Origin of the sequence: [Clostridium] scindens, from assembly GCF_019597925.1 — a bacterium.
In the GTDB taxonomy this organism is placed as follows: domain Bacteria; phylum Bacillota; class Clostridia; order Lachnospirales; family Lachnospiraceae; genus Clostridium_AP.
The window spans coordinates 2,821,225-2,839,352 of record NZ_CP080442.1 but is presented as its reverse complement, the minus strand read 5'-3'; the positions used below and the strand labels follow the sequence as shown (position 1 = coordinate 2,839,352).

The following is an 18,128-nucleotide window of genomic DNA, read 5'->3' as shown; positions in this document are numbered from 1 at the left end:
AGTATTGGTTTGATGATATTGGAACTGGCTAAGCAATTTTAGCAAAGAAAATGTGAAAAAGGAACGGGATGAAAATGGGATTGTTAGGATTCAATTCAGAACCAGAATTCCAGAAACTCTCTGACATGGTTGCCGGATGCCAGAACAGCGAAGCTGCCAGGCGGCAAGGCGGATTCTGCATGCCGGAATGGAATCTGGCAAAGGAATACGCAGAATTTACGACGGACTATCTATATGCGTCCTGGACTCTGGGCGATAAGAAAATATTTGAGGATTATGCCCGGTGGCTGTATCAGCTGCTCTGTCCTGTGATTGCATCGGATGAAAGAGGCAGGGTATGCGCGCTGCTGATGGAGCATTTCCAGGCAGTCAAGGAGTGCGTGGGGAAGACAATGTCCGGAAGCAGGCAAAGGGAACTGGAAGAAATTGTAAGCAAAGGGATGGAAGCAGTGCTGGCCGAGGAGGCAAAAGCATGCACGCACAGCGAGTGGGAAAGGGGAAATACAAGGAAGAAAGAGCCTCCTATCTGAATTCGCTGATGGAGTCAGACACCAGAAAGGCGGTCGCTTTGGTAGGAAACTTTCTCCAGTCCGATATCCCGCTTCCGGATATCTGTGTGGATATTCTTGGAAAAACCATGGAGGAAGTGGGCGAACTATGGCATAGCCATAAGATATCCGTAGATATGGAACATTACTGTACAGCCACGACCCAGACAGCGATGTCGCAGATGTATCCGGCCATCTTTCAAAGCAGTCGCAAAGGAAAGAAGATGGTGGTGGCCTGCGTAGGCGGCGAACTGCATGAGATGGGAGCCCGGATGGTGGCGGATCTCTTTGAATATGCGGGCTGGGACAGCGTCTATCTTGGAGCGGCGTCATATGAGGAGTTACATAAGGCCGCAGAGGAAGAAAAGCCGGCTCTGATAGCGCTTTCGATTACCATGCCTCAGTACTTGGTGGAGTGCATGGATAGTGTGAAGAGGCTTAAAGAGGCATTTACGGATATTCGGATTGCGGTTGGAGGACACGCATTGGAAAGTTTGAGCGAAATACAAAAGGACTGGAGGATTGACGTATATACCCGTGATGCAAGGGAACTGGTGGCATGGGCGGAGAATATGCCGGAAGAAAAGATATGATGGTCTATATTGCTTTATGCGATGCACGTTGGAATATCAGAAAGGTGATCCGCAGCATCCCCGCGTGCCTGGCCCGGGAAGGACAAGACGCGCGGGAGATCTTTACAGATCAGGACTGTCTGGACAGGCTGATGCAGAAGAGTGCGGGAGGAAGCGCGACGCAGCGCCTTAAGCTTCGGGGAGCAGATGGCAGGATGGCTTTTGCAACGGTTAAGGCAGTAAAAGAACAGGTTCTGCTGCTTGTGTATGAGATGGAAGACAAGAGTCAGCTTCCTCAGATGACGGAAGCCCAGCTCTGCGCGCTGGATGAACTGCCGGGCATGAACACTGGCCCATATGGAAATGAATTCTATGAGATTCAGAAGATGAATAACCGCCTCGTTGATTCCAAGCGTTCGCTTGCCAAGGCAAACATGCAATTGAAAGAAACCTTGGAGCAAATACGCAAGGCTGAAAATATCATTGAGATACTAGAACGGGATCCGATCACGAACCTTCTTACTGAAAAAGCCTTTTATGAAAAGGCAGATAGGATACTGAAAGAGAATCCCGATCAGGATTTCGATATCATAGCCGTGGATATTGAAAGATTCAAAATTGTGAATGATGCGTTCGGAACGGCCGCGGGCAACCAGCTGCTTTGCGATCTGTCCGCCTGCCTTCTGGATGTGGGGGGAGGGGAATTATCGCTGTCTGCCAGAATCAGGGCAGATCTGTTCGCCGTGCTGGCGCCCCATCAAGAAGCGCGGTACAAGTCGCTGGAGGACAGCCTTGGAAAATTCGCTGACAGTTATTCACTGCCTGCCCGTATCGAAGTTAAGGCAGGAATCTACAGGATTGAAGAACGAGATATCTCTACGGCAAGAATGTGCGACCGGGCATTTATCGCAGTCGAAAGCATTAAGGGAATATTTTCAAAGAGGCTGGCCTACTATGACGATTCCATGCGCCGCAAGATGCTTATGGAACAGAAGATATTAGATACCATGGTGGAATCTCTTTTAAGGGAGGATTTCCTGGTCTATCTGCAGCCCAAGGTACAATTAGGGACTGGGAAGATGATAGGAGCGGAGGCGCTGGTAAGATGGCGGCACCCGGAACTGGGAATGATCTCCCCGGCTGAGTTCATCCCTGTCTTTGAGAAGAACGGATTCATCTATTCTCTGGACATGTACGTATGTAGAAAGGCCTGCGAGATACTGGAAAGATGGAAAGCGACCGGTATGCACGGAATTCCTATAGCGGTAAATGTATCCAGGATGGATATCTATCACGGAGACCTGCCGGAGCAGTTTGGCAAACTGATTGAAACTTATGGACTGAAGCCGCAGGATCTGCATCTTGAGATTACAGAGTCAGCTTATATATCGGACTCCCAGCAGCTTCTTGCGGTGGTGGAAAGGCTTCGGGATTCCGGGTTTGTAGTTGAGATGGATGATTTCGGAAGCGGATATTCCTCTCTCAACACGCTGTCCGAACTTCCTATAGATGTTCTGAAGCTGGATCTTAAGTTTCTGCGGGAGGAGACGGAAACGAAGCGCAGGCACGCGACGATGCAGGCGGTCATCAATCTGGCGCTGGAGCTGGGACTTCAAGTGATCGCCGAAGGGGTCGAGACAAAGCAGCAGGCGCAGCGCCTGGCTTTAATGGGTTGCCAGTATGCCCAGGGCTATTATTATGGGCATCCAATGCCACAGGAGGAATTTGAGGAACATTTCATGGACTGCTGCATATGATGTTGCAAGGAGTGTGATGAAATGTTTAAAGTGATTCAAGGAATACCGTCTGCTCATGCAGCCATCAAAGGCAGCGAGACATATGAATCGATCCGGGGAAATGTCTATCTGTATGAAGTATACGGAGGGACGGTTCTTATGGGTGAAATCTATGGAATCCCCCCGGAACTGGAAAGGGAGAGCGGCGGCTTCTACGGCTTCCATATTCATGAAGGAGGCAGCTGTACGGGAAATTCACAGGATGAATTTGCGGATGCCAAGAGCCATTATAATCCCAAAGGGGTGCCTCATCCCAGGCATGCGGGTGATCTTCCGCCGCTAATGAGTCACAACGGTATTGCATGGATGGAGGTATATACCGGGAGATTTTATCCGGAAGAAGTGATTGGAAGGACGATCGTTGTCCATGGGATGCCGGATGATTTCAGAAGCCAGCCATCCGGGGACTCGGGAGACAAGATCGCCTGCGGAGAGATCATGGCATGGGAAGAATAGGATAAGAGCCATATAACAGGCAGAGGATATACAAGGAGGGAAGGCAATGGCACAGAAGAAGCTTGCCTGGGGATATACGACAGGAACATGTGCCCAGGCAGCAACCAAGGCGGCAATGCAGATGCTGTTTACCGGGGAGCAGGCAGATCATATACAAGTAGGGCTTCCCAACGGGGAGATGCTTACCCTTGAACTCTATGACATAAAAATAGCGTACGCCGCGCAGGAAGACAGATTACCTTCCAGCGTATCCTGCGCGGTTAAAAAGGATAGCGGGGATGACCCGGATATCACCGACGGCGTGCTGGTATATAGCAAGGTACAGCGGACGAAAGGAAGAGAAAGAGTCCTGCGGGGCGGACAGGGGATTGGCCAAGTAACGAAGCCAGGGCTGGAGCAGCCGATAGGAAGCCCGGCCATCAACCAGGTGCCGCGGAAGATGATCCTGCAGGAGGTGGGGGAAGCCTGTGAAGAAGCAGGATATAGCGGTGGCATCGAGGTAGAGATATCCATCCCGGATGGAGAGAGGCTGGCACGAAAGACCTTTAACCCAAGGCTTGGCATTACAGGCGGCCTGTCCATACTGGGGACAAGCGGCCGGGTAGAGCCGATGAGCGAGCAGGCACTGATCGATACGATACGGCTGGAGATTCAGGTAAGGATGGCCGGGGGAAGCCGGCATCTGGTCATTGCGCCGGGGAATTATGGCCTTACGTTTTTGAGGGATGCCTACGGCATCGAAGAAAAGGCTGTTATCAAATGCAGCAATTATATTGGACAGACCCTGGATATGGCATCGGAACAAGGCTGCAAGGGAATTCTGGTGGCAGGCCATATCGGAAAATTGATCAAGGTGGCGGGCGGGATCATGAATACCCATTCCAGATGGGCAGACTGCCGGATGGAGATTCTGGCATCTGCGGCTCTTCGGGCAGGTCTTTCTGGGAAGCAATCCAGGAGGCTGCTGGAAGCCATGACCACGGACGATGCCCTTGCCATGCTAAGCGACGGGGAACGCCGTATGGTGATGGAGCAAGTCATGGGCCAGATACAAAGATACCTCGAATACCGCGCAGGAGAGGAAATGGAGACAGGAGCGGTCGTTTTCTCCAATGTATACGGAATATTGGGCAAGACTGATCTTGCGGATGACCTTCTAAGAAGAGCGGTGGCAGACCTGGAACAAGACGGGAAAAAATAGAGAAAGACAGTTGAAGCGAGAGAGGGATACAAATGGCAGGAAAGTTATATGGAGTAGGAGTAGGGCCCGGGGATCCGGGACTTCTTACGTTAAAGGCAGTTCAGGTGATAAAGGCATGCGACGTTATTGCGGTCCCGGGGAAAGAGCCGGAAAATACGGTGGCATACCAGATCGCGTCAGGTGCCTGCCCGGCAATTCGAAAAAAGGAGATACTGGGAATCCATATGCCTATGACGAAGGATAAGGACAGGTTAAAAAAGAGCCATGCAGATGGAGCACGAATATTGGAAGCGTATCTGGATCAAGGAAAGGCGGTGGCATTTCTGACCCTTGGCGATCCTACGGTTTACTCTACCTACATCTATCTGCACAATATTGTGAAGGAGGCAGGATATGAGACCGAGATTGTGAGCGGTGTCACCTCTTTTTGCGCCGCTGCCGCGCGGCTTGAGATGGATATTGCCAGCAAGGCGCAGCAGATCCATATCATACCGGCTTCCTATCAGATCGAGGAGGCGCTGCGGCTTCCAGGCACCAAAGTGCTAATGAAGGCAGGAGGAAAGCTTCCGGAAGTAAAAGAGGTATTAAAGCATCATCCGGCCGAAGTGACGATGGTTGAAAACTGCGGGATGGAGCAGGAAAGAATTTATTATGGGGCAGAGCAGATACCGGAAGATGCCGGATATTACACGCTGCTGTTTGTAAAAGAAGAAGGAGAGCCATTATGATACATTTTGTTGGAGCAGGCCCGGGGGCGGAAGATCTGATTACCGTCCGGGGCCAGCGTCTTCTTAGAGAGGCGGACGTAATCATATATGCAGGATCCCTTGTAAATCCGGGACTGCTAAAAGAAGCGGGGGAAGCGTGCAGAATCTATAACAGCGCGGTAATGACGCTGGAGGAAGTGATAGCGGTCATGAAGCAGGCGGAGGCAGAAGGGCTTAAGACTGTCCGGCTTCACACCGGGGATCCTTGCCTGTATGGCGCGATCCGGGAGCAGATGGATATTCTGGATCAGCTGGGGATCTCTTATGAATCCTGTCCTGGCGTCAGTTCATTCTGCGCGGCAGCGGCAGCATTGAACCTGGAATATACATTGCCGGAAGTATCCCAGAGCGTGGTGATTACCAGGATGGAGGGAAGGACGCCGGTTCCGGAGAAAGAACGGATCGCATCCTTTGCATCCCATGGCGCGACTATGGTATTATTCTTAAGTACAGGACTGCTTAAGGAACTGACGGATCAGCTGATTGCGGGAGGATATCGCCAGGATACGCCGGCGGCAATCGTATTCAAAGCCAGCTGGCCGGAGGAAGAGACGCATATCTGTACGGTTGGAACATTAGAGGAGACAGCAAAAAAATACGGGATTACGAAGACTGCGCTGATCATCGTAGGAGAAGTGGTGCTTCATCAGGACTATGAAAGATCCAGACTCTATGACCCATCATTTACGACAGAGTACCGAAAGGCCGGACATCCATGGAATCAGCAGGAAGCGGGCGATGGGAAGGATTGAATCAGGGAACGAGGAAGGACAGGCAGGATGCAGATAGCAGTGATCAGTTTTACCAGAAATGGGAAAGAACTTGCGGACAAGATTGCCGGATATTTATCTGAAGAAGGATATGAAGTAACAACAGATATCAAATGCAATGGAGTACAGGGTTCCATAACAGAATCCCTGGGCGAATGGACGGGGCGGATGTTTCGAAAGCGCGATGCCCTGATCTATGTTGGCGCAGCAGGAATCGCCGTGCGCGCGATAGCTCCTTATGTGGAATCCAAGACGAGCGATCCGGCCGTGCTGGTGGCAGACGAAAAAGGCAGCTACATGATTCCGATTCTGTCCGGGCACATAGGCGGCGCCAATGAATTGGCTGTTTCGCTTGCCGCCAGAATAGGAGGAACGCCTGTGATCACTACGGCTACGGATATTCATCACCTGTGGGCAGTGGATAAGTTTGCCCAGGAGAATCATCTGTGGATTGAGGACATGGCGAAGGCTAAGCGGATATCGGCCAGATTATTGGCGGGCGAGGAAATCATCGTGGATTGTACCTGTGAAGAGAACCAGATAAAGGGCGAACCTCCAAAGGGAATCCGGATGATGGATGTACAAAGCCAGGAGAAAGAGCCGGACATATGCATCGGCATCCGCAAAAATCCCGGCTGGAGGCATACGCTGTATCTGGTGCCCCGGGCAGCGGTTGTTGGAATCGGATGCAGAAAGGGGACGGACGCGGGAAAGATAGAGAAGGCAATTGAGCGTACTTTAAATAGAGAAGGCATTTTTCAAAGCAGCCTTTGCAAACTGGCAAGTATCGATATAAAAGCTGGGGAAGAAGGGATTCTGAGGTATTGCAGAAACCATTCCCTGGAATTGGAAACTTACAGCGCCGGAGAACTTCTAAAGGCAGAAGGGGAATTCCATGCTTCTGCGTTTGTAGAAAAGATTACAGGAATTGATAACGTATGTGAAAGAAGCGCCGTATATGCCAGCGGCAATGGCAGGCTGGCGGTAGAGAAGCAAGTGGATGACGGAGTTACGGTAGCAATTGCGCAGAGGGATTGGGGGATTATGTTTGAATAAGATCTATGTAGTGGGAATGGGCCCGGGTGCCTATGAGCAGATGACGGTGAAGGCCGTTCGGGCTATAGAAATGAGCCAGGTAATTGTTGGATATACTGTGTATACGGATTTGCTGAAAAAGGAGTTTCCGGACAAGGAATATCGGAATACGCCTATGCGGCAGGAAGTAGAGCGCTGCCGCATGGCTTATGAGGAAGCGGCGGCAGGAAAGAAGGTAGCCATGGTATGCAGCGGAGATGCCGGCATCTATGGGATGGCAGGCCTGATGTATGAGGTTGGGACGGAGTATCCCCAGGTGGAGCTGGAGATTATTCCCGGCGTCACGGCCGCGCTGGGAGGGGCGGCTGTATTGGGCGCGCCTTTGGGGCATGACTGCTGTATGATCAGCCTGAGCGATCTTCTGACCCCCTGGGAGCAGATTGAAAAAAGAATTGTGTCTGCCTCTTTGGCAGACTTTGTAATCTGCCTGTACAACCCTTCCAGCAAGAAGCGGAGCGACTATCTGCGGAAAGCCTGTGATCTGATGCTTTCCTATAAAGAAAAGGATACGGTCTGCGGCATTGTAAAGAATATAGCAAGAGAAGGCGAGAGCATGGAGATATTGAGCCTGCAGGAACTCAAAGACGCAAAGGCGGATATGTTTTCTACCGTGTTCATAGGAAACTGCAAGACAAGGGTTATTGACGGCAAGATGATAACGCCGAGAGGATACCAGTATGAAAGAGAGTAAAATTCTGTTGTTCGCGGGAACGACAGAGGGAAGAGAATTAGCAGAATATCTGGTGGAGCGTAAAGTCAAAGTCCATGCATGCGTGGCAACGCCCTATGGGGAGAGCCTGCTTCCTAAAAACAGGCTTTTGAGCATATCCCACCAAAGGCTGGACGAATGCCAGATGCGGGAGCTTATAAAGGAATTTGCCCCCCGCTATGTGGTAGATGCGACACATCCTTTCGCAAAGGAAGTGACAGAGAATATCAAGCGTGCCTGCATAGAGGTGAAAGCTCCATATATAAGGCTTCTCCGGGAGGCAGGACAGGCAGGGGAGTCTGTGTGCGTAGAGGATGTGGAGGCAGCCGTGGAATACCTGGAGGGTACCAGCGGAAATATTCTGGTTACGACAGGAAGCAAAGAACTGGAGAACTATACCAGGCTGACCGATTACCAGGAACGTATCTTTGCCAGAGTCCTGTCTGTAGGGGATGTGGCAGTTAAGTGCGAGGAACTGGGAATCCGGGGCCGCCACCTCATCTGTATGCAGGGACCGTTTTCTGTGGAAATGAACCTGGCGATGTTAAGAGAATACAAGATTTCCTATCTGGTAACGAAGGAATCCGGCATTGCCGGCGGATATCCGCAAAAATGCGAGGCAGCAGCCATGGCCGGCGTTGGCCTGGTGGTGATAGGAAGGCCCCAGCAGGAAGCGGGAATGAGTCTGGAGGAAGTTATTAAGTTTCTTAAAAATGAAATAAATTTACAGGACAAGTGGAAAGTTTCTCTGGTGGGTATTGGAATGGGAACGGCGGAGACCTTGACGGCAGAGGGAAAAGAGGCGTGCAAGAAGGCCCGGCTGCTGATCGGTGCAAAAAGGATGCTGGAAACAGCCGATCAGCGGCAGCATACGTATGCTTCCTATCAGCCGGAGGAAATCGTCAATTATATCAAAGAACATCCCGAATATGAGAATGTAGCCGTGCTTTTGTCCGGGGATGCGGGATTCTACAGTGGGGCTTCCAGGCTTCTTAAGAGGCTGGAAGACGAGCCTCAGATAGAGGCCAGGGTCATTCCAGGCATTTCTTCCGTGGCGTATTTTTGCGCGAAACTCGGCGTATCCTGGGAGGATGCGGCACTAAGAAGCCTGCATGGAAGGCAGGATAATATCCTTGCAGCAGTCAGGGAGCATGAAAAGACGGTGATCCTGGCAGGATCAGCCCAGAGTGTTCGAAGCCTTTGCAGAAAACTGGCAGAATACGGATATGGGAGCCTGAAGGTCTGCGTAGGCGCAGATCTTTCCTATGACACCGAGAAGATCATAGAAGGAACGGCAGAATCCCTTCAGGAATACCAGGGGGCAGATCTTGCCGTAATCTATGTGGAGAATCCGGATACTTGCAAAGGAATGGCAGTGCATGGATTGCCGGATGGCGAATTTATGCGGGGAGATGTCCCCATGACGAAAGAGGAAGTAAGAAGCATCTCTCTCTCAAAACTGCGTCTCGCGAAGGATTCCGTGGTCTACGATGTAGGCGCGGGCACCGGTTCCGTAGCGGTGGAGGCTGCGCTTAGGGTGACGGATGGAATCGTATATGCCGTTGAGAAAAAGGAAGAGGCCATTGAATTGATTGAAAAGAACCAAAAGAAGATGAAGGCAGATAATCTGGTGATCGTAAAGGGTGAGGCCCCGGATGCGCTTTTGGGCCTTCCGGCGCCGGACTGCGTATTCATCGGCGGCAGCACGGGGAATCTGAAAGGAATCCTGGATACGGTCTATCAGAAGAATAAAAAGGCGCGGGTAGTCATTAATACGATCACGCTGGAAACGTTAACGGAAGCAAAACACTGTATGGAGGAACTGCCAGTCGCGGAAGAAGAGATCGTCCAGATCTCTGTATCCAGATCGAAGAAGGCCGGGAGGTATCACATGATGCTGGGGCTGAACCCGGTGACGGTGATTAGTTTTACATTGCATGGGAAGAAGGATGAAGAAGCATGAGCGTAATACGTGTGCCAAGACTGATGATGACAGCCTTAAGCAGCGCAACGGGAAAGACGATGATCACCTGCGGGATTCTACAGGCGTTGAAGAATCGAGGCGTAAGATGTGCTCCCTTTAAGTGCGGCCCCGATTACATAGATCCGATGTTCCATAAAGCGGTGCTGGGGATGGACAGCGAGAATCTGGATACGTTCCTGTGCGGCAGGGACGAAGTGCGCTCCATCCTGGCAAGAAGAGGAAGGGGAATGGAGATTGCCCTGATCGAAGGGGTGATGGGGTATTATGACGGCCTGGGAGGAATATCCTGCGAGGCCAGCGCCTATGACGTGGCGGATGCCACGGATACGCCGGCGGTATTGATCGTGGACTGCAAGGGGGCAAGCAAGTCTGTCATACCTGTGATCCAGGGGATTCTTAACTACCAGGAAGACAGCCATATCAAAGGAGTTATCTTAAACCGCCTGTCCCCGATGATGTATGGGCGGATGAAAGAGATGATAGAAAAAGAAACGAGGATAGAAGTCCTGGGGTATGTGCCTGTCCTTGAAGACTGCGAACTTGAGAGCAGGCATCTGGGATTGAAGATGCCGCATGAAGTAGATGGACTTGAAGAGCGGCTGCTTCGGATCAGCCGGACGCTGGAAGAGACGCTGGAGATCGACAGGATGCTTAGCCTTGCAGAGACTGCGCCAGAGATAGAGGTGCAGGAAGAACAGGCAAGCGGCAGGAATAGGAAGACAGGCAGAACTGAAGAAGTCCGGGTCGGACTTGCCAGGGATGAGGCTTTCTGCTTTATGTACCAGGAGAATCTCCGCCTGCTTCAGGACTGGGGGATCCGCCTGGTTCCCTTTTCTCCGCTCCATGATGCGGCTTTGCCGGCAGATCTGCACGGCCTTCTGCTATACGGCGGCTACCCGGAACTTTATGCCCAGACCCTTAGCAGGAATGTCGGAATGCGTGAGAGCATTCGCCGGGCAGTCACGGGAGGGATGCCCTGCATGGCAGAGTGCGGAGGATTCATGTATCTGATGGAAGAGATGGAGGATGCGGATGGAAAACGCTATCCCATGGCTGGAGTCCTGGAAGGGAAATGCTATCCCACTCCAAGGCTTAAGCGGTTCGGATATATTACATTGACGGGCGGGCAGGCATTTGGAAAAGATGTCGGCGATATACCGGCCCATGAATTTCATTATTATGACGCTGACAGATGCGGGGAAGGGTACACGGCCAGGAAGCCGCTGTCTGAGCGTTCCTGGAAATGCATGGTCAGCACGGACACTATGCTTGCAGGATATCCCCATATCCATTACGATGGAAACCAGGAAGTTGCCAGAGCATTTCTGGAAGCATGCAGAAAGAGGAAGAATGATGACCATAGAGAAGATAATAGATAGTATAGAGCCCATTGACAGGAAGGCGATGGAAGAAGCGGGGAAGCGCTGGAATTCCATTGCCAAGCCCCTCCACAGCCTGGGAAGGCTGGAAGAAGATATAATAAAGGTTGCCGGCATGACCGGAAATGCAGATGTGCGCCTGGACAAAAAGGCGCTGATCGTGATGTGCGCAGACAACGGCGTGGTAGAGGAAGGCGTGACGCAGACCGGTCAGGAAGTGACGGCGATCGTAGCAGAGAATTTCCTTACCGGCAATACCAGCGCGGCGATCATGTGCAAGAAGGCAGGAGTGGATTTGTTTCCGATTGACATTGGAATGGCTGCGGCTACGAAGGTTCCGGATTATAAAGTTGCCTATGGAACCAGGAACATTGCCTTGGGACCGGCCATGTCCAGGGAAGAAGCCGTACAGGCAGTGATGACAGGCGTCAAGCTGGCCGGGAAGGCAAAAAATGAAGGCTACCAGATTCTGGCTACCGGCGAGATGGGAATCGGCAACACCACCACCAGCAGCGCCATAGCCAGCGTGCTTACCGGATGTTCGCCAGAGCAGATGACCGGGCGGGGAGCCGGACTTAGTACGGATGGACTGAGGCGAAAGGTTGAAGCAATCAAGAAGGCAATCGCTGTGAACCGGCCAGATAAGGCGGATGCGCTGGATGTCCTTTCAAAGGTAGGCGGATTCGATATCTGCGGTATGGCAGGGATATTTTTAGGCGGCGCGTACTACAAGGTTCCCGTGGTGATGGACGGATTCATATCTGCGGCGGCAGCCTTGGCGGCAGTCCGGATGTGCCCGGCCGCAGGCGGATACATCCTCGCATCCCATGCGTCGAAAGAACCGGGGATGCAGGCCCTTCTTAAGGAACTTGACATGTCGGCGCCCTTGTGCTGCAGCATGAGCCTAGGGGAGGGAACCGGCGCAGTGGCGTATCTTCCAATTCTTGAGATGGCAGCAGAAGTGTACCGGAAGATGAGTACATTCAGCGACAACAAGATTGAAGACTATAAGGAACTAGGAGAAGAGTCATGATACATCTGATCACAGGAGGGAGCGCAAGCGGCAAGTCCGCCTATGCAGAAGACTGGCTTCTTGGAGCGGAAGGCGAAGCTAGAAAAAGTGCAGCCAATGATTATGCCTCCAAAGACGTATATCTTTATGTGGCGACTATGATCCCCTATGGCAGGGAGACAATGGAAAAGATCCTGCGCCATAGACGCCTGCGGGAAGGAAAGGGATTCGTCACCCTGGAGTGCCCGAGAAACCTGGCAGACGCCAATATTCCCGGGAACCGGGGAGTCCTGCTGGAGTGCGTCTCCAATCTTGCGGCAAACGAACTCTATGGACAGAATGGAAGGATAAAGGACGTAAAGGAAACCCGGGAAGCAATTCTAAAAGGCATCCGGCATCTGGCGGAGTATACGGATCGTCTGGCTATCGTGACGAATGAAGTGAATTGTGATGTGAATGACTATAGCAAGGAGACAGAAGAATACCGGATGCTTATAGGCCAGGTCAACCAGAAGATCGCTGACATGGCGGATATGGTAACAGAGGTCGTCTATGGAATACCGGTGGAGATAAAAAGATCATGAAACGATTATGGAACAGTTTTAAAATAGCATTTTCCATGTATAGCAGGATTCCCATGCCGCACAGCGAATGGACAGAGGAAAATACATCCTATGCTATGTGTTTTTTTCCATGGATAGGCGGTATTATAGGGATCGTAACATGGGGGATTTATCATCTGGAAGAATGGCTCGCAAGTTATGGGATTGATTATGGAAGCCTGTTTTTCACCATACTGATGGTAGTGGCGCCAATCATCATTACTGGGGGCATCCACATGGACGGCTTTTTGGATACTCAGGACGCCCTCAGTTCTTACCAGCCGAGGGAGCGCAGGCTGGAGATTCTGAAGGATTCCCATGCAGGAGCCTTTGCGATCATATCCTGCGCAGTCTATCTAATGCTGTATGTGGCAGTCTATTCTGCCTTGACTTCCCGCGCTGTCGTAGTGATTGGATTCGGATTCATGTTATCCAGGACCTTAAGCGGACTGTCGGTCATCACATTTCCGCAGGCGCGTCAAAAGGGGCTTGCCGCCACATTTTCCCAGAATGCGGCGAGGAAGGCCACCAGAAGCGTTCTGCTCTTATATCTGGCAGGACTGATCGCAGCGATGCTGGCGGCAGGAGGGCTTGCAGGCGCAGGCGCGCTTCTGGGGGCAGGAGGAATGTATCTGTATTATTATCGCATGTCCCTTAAGAAATTTGGCGGGATTACCGGGGATCTGGCGGGATACTTCCTGCAGATGTGTGAATTGATTATGGCGGCCTGCGTGATTCTTGTGGAAGGAGTGTTAAGATGATACTGATTGTTGGCGGAGCATACCAGGGGAAGGCGGCATTTGCAGAGAGCCTGTTTCCAAAGATCAGGTGGACGGACGGGGAAACTTGCGACTTTGCGGATCTCTATGAGTGCCAGGGCATTTTACGATTTCATGCTTATATCCGGCGGATGCTGGAAAAAGGACAGGATGTGGATGATCTTGTGGAGAAGCTGATGCGAAGGAACCCCGGGGCGGTGGTCATAACCGATGAGATCGGCTATGGAATCGTGCCGGTAGACGCCTTTTTGCGGGAGTACCGGGAGGCAGCCGGGAGAGTATGCACGAAGCTGGCCGCGAACGCAAAAGAGGTCTGGCGGGTATCCTGTGGAATTGGAACGAGGATCAAGGGATGATGAAAATCTATTTGATCCGCCATTCCATCACCGAGGGCAATCGACGGAAGCGGTATATCGGACGGACAGACGAGCCTCTGTGCACACAGGGCGTAAAACTTCTGGAAGGCAGGACATATCCCCGGGTGGACAAGGTCTATGCTAGTCCTATGAAGCGATGCCTTCAGACGGCTGGCATCATCTATCCGGATATGCGGCCTTTGGTTATTGAGGAACTGGCAGAGTGCGATTTTGGCTTGTTTGAGAATAAGAATTATCAGGAACTTTCCGGATACCCGTATTACCAGCAGTGGGTTGACAGCAACGGGACACTGCCTTTTCCGCAAGGAGAGAGCAAAGAAGCATTCACGAAGAGGAGCCTGAGGGGATTTGATAAAGTGCTGGAAGATATGAGAGAGACACAGAAAGAGACGGCGGCTCTTATCGTGCATGGAGGCACGATCATGAGCATTATGGATGCTTACGCCTGCCCGAAAGGCAGTTATTTTGAGTTTCAGGTGGGAAATGGAGAAGGATATGAACTTGTTATTACGAATGATTTGCCCAGTGCTGATGGGATTTGTGCTGGATCTGATCCTGGGCGATCCCAGGTGGCTTTATCATCCGGTGCGGATGATCGGATTGCTGATTACAATATTAGAAAGAATTATAAGAAACTGCCTGCCGAAATCTAAGTGGGGCGAGAGGATTGGAGGAGCCATACTGGCGGCGGCATGCGTAGTCATAAGCGTGGCAGTGCCCATCCTGATTCTTGCCGCAGCCTATCGGATACAGTGGTGGCTTGGAATATTGGCGGAAGGCTTCATGTGCTACCAGATTCTGGCGGTAAAGTCCTTAAAGACAGAGAGTGACAAGGTATACCGGGCATTAAAGGAAGAAGGGATTGAAGCGGGAAGGAATGCAGTTTCCATGATCGTGGGAAGGGACACGGACAGCCTTGACGAAGTAGGAGTGACAAAAGCCGCTGTAGAGACGGTGGCGGAGAATACCTCCGATGGCGTGATCGCTCCTTTGTTTTATATGATGATCGGAGGTGCCGTGCTTGGCTTTGCCTATAAGGCTGTCAACACGATGGATTCCATGATCGGATATAAGAATGAGAAATACCAGTACTTTGGAACGGCGGCAGCCAGGCTGGACGATGCGGCCAATTACATTCCAGCCAGGCTTTCCGCCTGGCTGATGATCGGTGCGGCTGGCATTTTGGGGCTGGATTGGCGCAACGCCATCCGTATCTATCAGAGGGACCGCCATAATCATAAAAGCCCCAATGCGGCGCAGACAGAGTCTGTGATGGCGGGAGCCCTGGATATCAGGCTTGCGGGAAATGCGTGGTATTTTGGAAAATTGTATGAGAAGCCCAGCATTGGCGATGCGATAAGGGCAGTGGAGCCGGAAGATATCAGAAGATCCCATAAACTGCTATATGGCACGGCAGTGTTGGCGGCGGGAGTATTTCTGACGGCAAAGGTTGTCATACTGGCACTGCTGATGACCATTTAAAGAGTAAGAGAAGGGAAGAGACAAGGTGGAAAAGGAAAGAATGAACGGCCAGGCCAGGCAGATACAGATTCATGGAGGAGACATATACAGGAACAGGAACGTAACAGACTATTCCGTCAACAGCAATCCTCTGGGACCTCCGGACGCGGTGCTGGAAGCGCTTCATGAACATGCAGGGGATATTGTGCATTACCCGGATGTATGCTGCCAGGAATTAAAAGAAGCAATCGGGCGCTTTGAGGGGGTATCGTCCGGCGAGATCATCTGCGGCAACGGGGCTGCGGAACTGTTTTTTGCGGCGGTGCTGGCCGTTCGTCCGAAAAAGGCGCTGGTCTGCGCGCCATCCTTTGCCGAATATGCCCGGGCGCTTGTGGCATCAGGCGCGGATATCCGGTACTATAGGCTGGCCCAGTCTGACGGATACAAGGTAAAGGAGGATATCCTGGAGGAGATTACAAAGGACATTGGCATGATGTTCCTGTGCAATCCCAATAACCCGACGGGAGAATTGACGGATCAGCCATTGCTTCTTAAGATTCTGGATAAATGCCGGTCCTGCGGCGTGCTTCTGGTGCTGGACGAATGCTTCCTGGACTTTCTGCCAAAGCCCCATAAGTATGAGATGGCCGGGGCAAGAGGAGCCTATCCCAACCTGCTCCTGATCAAGGCATTTACCAAAATATTCTGCATGCCGGGCCTGCGGCTTGGCTATGGGATCAGTTCTGATAAGGGGCTGCTGTCTAGGATGACAGACGTCATACAGCCATGGAACGTGTCGGTACTGGCCCAGGCCTGCGGAGTCGCGGCCCTGAAGGATTGTAAAGAGTATCTGGAAAAGACCAGGGACTATGTGGAAAAAGAGAAGAGAGGACTGATCGAAGTGCTGTCTGGCAATGGCTGCCCCGTGTTCGGATCCAAAGCCAACTACATCTTCTTTCAGGCAAAAGAAGGGCTTTATGAGGAGGCGCTTAAGGAAGGCCTCCTGATCAGAGACTGTGGAAATTATGAAGGACTTGCGCCGGGATACTACCGGATTGCGGTCCGAACAAAAGAAGAGAACGAAAGGATGGCAGCATGGCTAAGACGATTATGATACAGGGGACCATGTCCAATGCAGGCAAAAGCCTGATCTGCGCAGGATTGTGCCGGATATTCAGACAGGATGGATATAAGGTGGCGCCTTTTAAGTCGCAGAATATGGCGCTGAACTCGTTTATCACGGAAGAGGGACTGGAAATGGGAAGGGCCCAGGTGGTGCAGGCAGAGGCGGCAGGCATTGCGCCTCAGGTGCAGATGAACCCGATACTCTTAAAGCCAACCAATGACATGGGCTCCCAGGTGATCGTCAATGGAGAAGTTCAAAAAAACATGAGCGCAAGAGAGTATTTTGCCTATAAGAAGCAGCTGATACCGGATATTAAGAAGGCTTTCCGCCAGCTGGAGGAAGCGTATGATATTATCGTGATCGAGGGGGCGGGAAGCCCTGCCGAGATTAATCTGAAGGAGGATGATATCGTCAATATGGGGATGGCAAAGATGGCTAAGGCCCCGGTATTGCTGGTAGGGGACATTGACAGAGGCGGCGTTTTCGCCCAGCTGCTGGGAACCTTGATGCTGCTTGACGAGGATGAGAAAGAGATGGTCAAAGGGCTGATTATCAACAAGTTCCGCGGCGATAAGACGATTCTGGATCCGGGGATAGACATGCTTGCAGAACGCGGGGGGATCCCGGTGGTGGGAGTCGCGCCGTACCTTGACGTGGAGATTGAAGATGAGGACAGCCTGACAGAGCGGTTTCATGGACAAAAAGAATGCGCGCGCGTTGATATCGCGGTTATACGCACGCCCAGGATTTCTAATTTTACGGATTTTATGCTCCTTGAGAATCTGAATGGGGTGTCCCTTAGATATGTGGATCATCCGTCGAAACTTGGCTCTCCGGACATGATTATCCTTCCCGGAACTAAGAATACAATGGAAGATCTGCGCTGGATGCGTCAGAACGGGCTGGAAGCCAGAGTGGTGCGGGCAGCGTCCCAGGGAACGGCAATCTGGGGAATCTGCGGCGGATACCAGATGCTGGGCGATATTTTAAGAGACCCGGAGGGGATCGAGGCCGGCGGCACGATGAAAGGAATGGGGCTGCTTCCGTTGGAGACCATATTTACAAAGGAAAAGACCAGAACCCGGGTGGATGGAAGATTCCTGAAGGTGGAGGGGATTCTGGCTGGATTGGAGGGCATATCTTTTGAAGGATACGAGATCCACATGGGCGAGACGAGATCAAGCCTGCCAGCCATGAGCGAGATCAAGAACTGCGCCAGAAAGCAGGAATTCAGCCAAAGGACACGCCAAAGCATGGATGGAGTCTCTCTGGGGAACGTATATGGAACGTATATCCATGGAATCTTTGACCGGGAAGACGTGGTGACAGCCGTTGTTCGGGCGCTGGCGGCAAGAAAGGGAATTGCCCTGGACGATCTGAAGGCTGTAGATTTAAAGGAATTCAAAGAAAGACAGTATGATCTGCTTGCAGACGGCCTTCGGAGGCATCTGGATATGGAGAAGATATACGAGATTCTGGAAGGGGGGATTTGAC

19 protein-coding genes are annotated in these 18,128 nt (G+C 51.7%); all 19 read left to right on the top strand.

Annotated features, from left to right (window positions below; all coding sequences use genetic code 11):
- Positions 1-74 precede the first annotated feature (74 nt).
- Genes K0036_RS13580 through K0036_RS13490 form a run of 19 tightly spaced genes read left to right on the top strand, consistent with a single transcriptional unit; the run spans position 75 to position 18,127 of the window.
- Entirely contained in the window at positions 75-530 is a 456-nt protein-coding gene (locus tag K0036_RS13580; RefSeq protein ID WP_220431349.1) for a hypothetical protein, read from the top strand.
- Entirely contained in the window at positions 473-1,141 is a 669-nt protein-coding gene (locus K0036_RS13575) for a cobalamin B12-binding domain-containing protein (protein WP_220429973.1), read from the top strand. Before K0036_RS13580 ends, K0036_RS13575 begins: the two co-directional genes overlap by 58 nt.
- Entirely contained in the window at positions 1,108-2,877 is a 1,770-nt protein-coding gene (locus K0036_RS13570; RefSeq protein WP_220429972.1) for a putative bifunctional diguanylate cyclase/phosphodiesterase, read from the top strand. Before K0036_RS13575 ends, K0036_RS13570 begins: the two co-directional genes overlap by 34 nt.
- 21 nt (positions 2,878-2,898) lie before the next feature.
- Positions 2,899-3,372, top strand: a complete 474-nt coding sequence (locus tag K0036_RS13565; RefSeq protein ID WP_025642840.1) for a superoxide dismutase family protein — start codon at positions 2,899-2,901, stop codon at positions 3,370-3,372.
- Positions 3,373-3,418: 46 nt separating this feature from the next.
- Entirely contained in the window at positions 3,419-4,573 is a 1,155-nt protein-coding gene (cbiD, locus tag K0036_RS13560; RefSeq protein WP_220429971.1) for a cobalt-precorrin-5B (C(1))-methyltransferase CbiD, read from the top strand.
- 32 nt (positions 4,574-4,605) lie between these two features.
- Positions 4,606-5,301, top strand: coding sequence for a precorrin-2 C(20)-methyltransferase (gene cobI / locus K0036_RS13555; RefSeq protein ID WP_220429970.1), 696 nt, complete (start codon positions 4,606-4,608; stop codon positions 5,299-5,301).
- Complete coding sequence (gene cobM / locus K0036_RS13550; protein ID WP_173693887.1) at positions 5,298-6,092, top strand: precorrin-4 C(11)-methyltransferase; 795 nt, start codon at positions 5,298-5,300, stop codon at positions 6,090-6,092. The genes cobI and cobM overlap by 4 nt, the downstream gene beginning before the upstream one ends.
- A gap of 27 nt (positions 6,093-6,119) precedes the next feature.
- On the top strand, positions 6,120-7,166 hold the full coding sequence (locus K0036_RS13545; RefSeq protein ID WP_220429969.1) for a cobalt-precorrin 5A hydrolase: 1,047 nt from the start codon (positions 6,120-6,122) through the stop codon (positions 7,164-7,166).
- On the top strand, positions 7,159-7,896 hold the full coding sequence (cobJ, locus tag K0036_RS13540) for a precorrin-3B C(17)-methyltransferase (RefSeq protein WP_025642845.1): 738 nt from the start codon (positions 7,159-7,161) through the stop codon (positions 7,894-7,896). The genes K0036_RS13545 and cobJ overlap by 8 nt, the downstream gene beginning before the upstream one ends.
- On the top strand, positions 7,883-9,877 hold the full coding sequence (gene cobK / locus K0036_RS13535) for a precorrin-6A reductase (protein ID WP_220429968.1): 1,995 nt from the start codon (positions 7,883-7,885) through the stop codon (positions 9,875-9,877). The genes cobJ and cobK overlap by 14 nt, the downstream gene beginning before the upstream one ends.
- A complete protein-coding gene (locus K0036_RS13530) occupies positions 9,874-11,277 on the top strand; it encodes a cobyrinate a,c-diamide synthase (protein ID WP_220429967.1) in 1,404 nt (467 codons plus the stop codon). The genes cobK and K0036_RS13530 overlap by 4 nt, the downstream gene beginning before the upstream one ends.
- The gene (cobT, locus tag K0036_RS13525; RefSeq protein ID WP_220431320.1) at positions 11,252-12,310 is read left to right on the top strand and encodes a nicotinate-nucleotide--dimethylbenzimidazole phosphoribosyltransferase; all 1,059 of its coding nucleotides are present in this window, start codon (positions 11,252-11,254) and stop codon (positions 12,308-12,310) included. The genes K0036_RS13530 and cobT overlap by 26 nt, the downstream gene beginning before the upstream one ends.
- Positions 12,307-12,873, top strand: coding sequence for a bifunctional adenosylcobinamide kinase/adenosylcobinamide-phosphate guanylyltransferase (locus K0036_RS13520; RefSeq protein WP_173693884.1), 567 nt, complete (start codon positions 12,307-12,309; stop codon positions 12,871-12,873). Before cobT ends, K0036_RS13520 begins: the two co-directional genes overlap by 4 nt.
- Positions 12,870-13,652, top strand: coding sequence for an adenosylcobinamide-GDP ribazoletransferase (locus tag K0036_RS13515; RefSeq protein WP_173693883.1), 783 nt, complete (start codon positions 12,870-12,872; stop codon positions 13,650-13,652). Before K0036_RS13520 ends, K0036_RS13515 begins: the two co-directional genes overlap by 4 nt.
- Entirely contained in the window at positions 13,649-14,026 is a 378-nt protein-coding gene (locus K0036_RS13510; RefSeq protein ID WP_220429966.1) for a bifunctional adenosylcobinamide kinase/adenosylcobinamide-phosphate guanylyltransferase, read from the top strand. The genes K0036_RS13515 and K0036_RS13510 overlap by 4 nt, the downstream gene beginning before the upstream one ends.
- On the top strand, positions 14,023-14,700 hold the full coding sequence (locus tag K0036_RS13505; RefSeq protein WP_252998320.1) for a histidine phosphatase family protein: 678 nt from the start codon (positions 14,023-14,025) through the stop codon (positions 14,698-14,700). Before K0036_RS13510 ends, K0036_RS13505 begins: the two co-directional genes overlap by 4 nt.
- Positions 14,588-15,529 (top strand): adenosylcobinamide-phosphate synthase CbiB, encoded by a 942-nt coding sequence (gene cbiB / locus K0036_RS13500; protein WP_256184177.1) that lies wholly within the window; start codon positions 14,588-14,590, stop codon positions 15,527-15,529. Before K0036_RS13505 ends, cbiB begins: the two co-directional genes overlap by 113 nt.
- Before the next feature lie 40 nt (positions 15,530-15,569).
- Complete coding sequence (locus tag K0036_RS13495) at positions 15,570-16,622, top strand: pyridoxal phosphate-dependent aminotransferase (RefSeq protein WP_220431319.1); 1,053 nt, start codon at positions 15,570-15,572, stop codon at positions 16,620-16,622.
- Entirely contained in the window at positions 16,604-18,127 is a 1,524-nt protein-coding gene (locus tag K0036_RS13490) for a cobyric acid synthase (RefSeq protein WP_220429964.1), read from the top strand. Before K0036_RS13495 ends, K0036_RS13490 begins: the two co-directional genes overlap by 19 nt.
- Position 18,128: the final 1 nt, after the last annotated feature.

Excerpts from the sequence above, each read along its gene's own strand:
- cobI (WP_220429970.1), top strand. The coding sequence starts at position 4,606 with ATGGCAGGAAAGTTATATGGAGTAGGAGTAGGGCCCGGGGATCCGGGA.
- K0036_RS13510 (WP_220429966.1), top strand. The coding sequence starts at position 13,649 with ATGATACTGATTGTTGGCGGAGCATACCAGGGGAAGGCGGCATTTGCA.
- K0036_RS13530 (WP_220429967.1), top strand. The coding sequence starts at position 9,874 with ATGAGCGTAATACGTGTGCCAAGACTGATGATGACAGCCTTAAGCAGC.
- K0036_RS13515 (WP_173693883.1), top strand. The coding sequence starts at position 12,870 with ATGAAACGATTATGGAACAGTTTTAAAATAGCATTTTCCATGTATAGC.
- cobT (WP_220431320.1), top strand. The coding sequence starts at position 11,252 with ATGACCATAGAGAAGATAATAGATAGTATAGAGCCCATTGACAGGAAG.
- cbiD (WP_220429971.1), top strand. The coding sequence starts at position 3,419 with ATGGCACAGAAGAAGCTTGCCTGGGGATATACGACAGGAACATGTGCC.
- K0036_RS13545 (WP_220429969.1), top strand. The coding sequence starts at position 6,120 with ATGCAGATAGCAGTGATCAGTTTTACCAGAAATGGGAAAGAACTTGCG.
- K0036_RS13520 (WP_173693884.1), top strand. The coding sequence starts at position 12,307 with ATGATACATCTGATCACAGGAGGGAGCGCAAGCGGCAAGTCCGCCTAT.
- K0036_RS13565 (WP_025642840.1), top strand. The coding sequence starts at position 2,899 with ATGTTTAAAGTGATTCAAGGAATACCGTCTGCTCATGCAGCCATCAAA.
- K0036_RS13505 (WP_252998320.1), top strand. The coding sequence starts at position 14,023 with ATGATGAAAATCTATTTGATCCGCCATTCCATCACCGAGGGCAATCGA.
- K0036_RS13580 (WP_220431349.1), top strand. The coding sequence starts at position 75 with ATGGGATTGTTAGGATTCAATTCAGAACCAGAATTCCAGAAACTCTCT.
- K0036_RS13570 (WP_220429972.1), top strand. The coding sequence starts at position 1,108 with ATGGGCGGAGAATATGCCGGAAGAAAAGATATGATGGTCTATATTGCT.
- cobM (WP_173693887.1), top strand. The coding sequence starts at position 5,298 with ATGATACATTTTGTTGGAGCAGGCCCGGGGGCGGAAGATCTGATTACC.
- K0036_RS13575 (WP_220429973.1), top strand. The coding sequence starts at position 473 with ATGCACGCACAGCGAGTGGGAAAGGGGAAATACAAGGAAGAAAGAGCC.
- cobK (WP_220429968.1), top strand. The coding sequence starts at position 7,883 with ATGAAAGAGAGTAAAATTCTGTTGTTCGCGGGAACGACAGAGGGAAGA.
- K0036_RS13490 (WP_220429964.1), top strand. The coding sequence starts at position 16,604 with ATGGCTAAGACGATTATGATACAGGGGACCATGTCCAATGCAGGCAAA.
- K0036_RS13495 (WP_220431319.1), top strand. The coding sequence starts at position 15,570 with ATGAACGGCCAGGCCAGGCAGATACAGATTCATGGAGGAGACATATAC.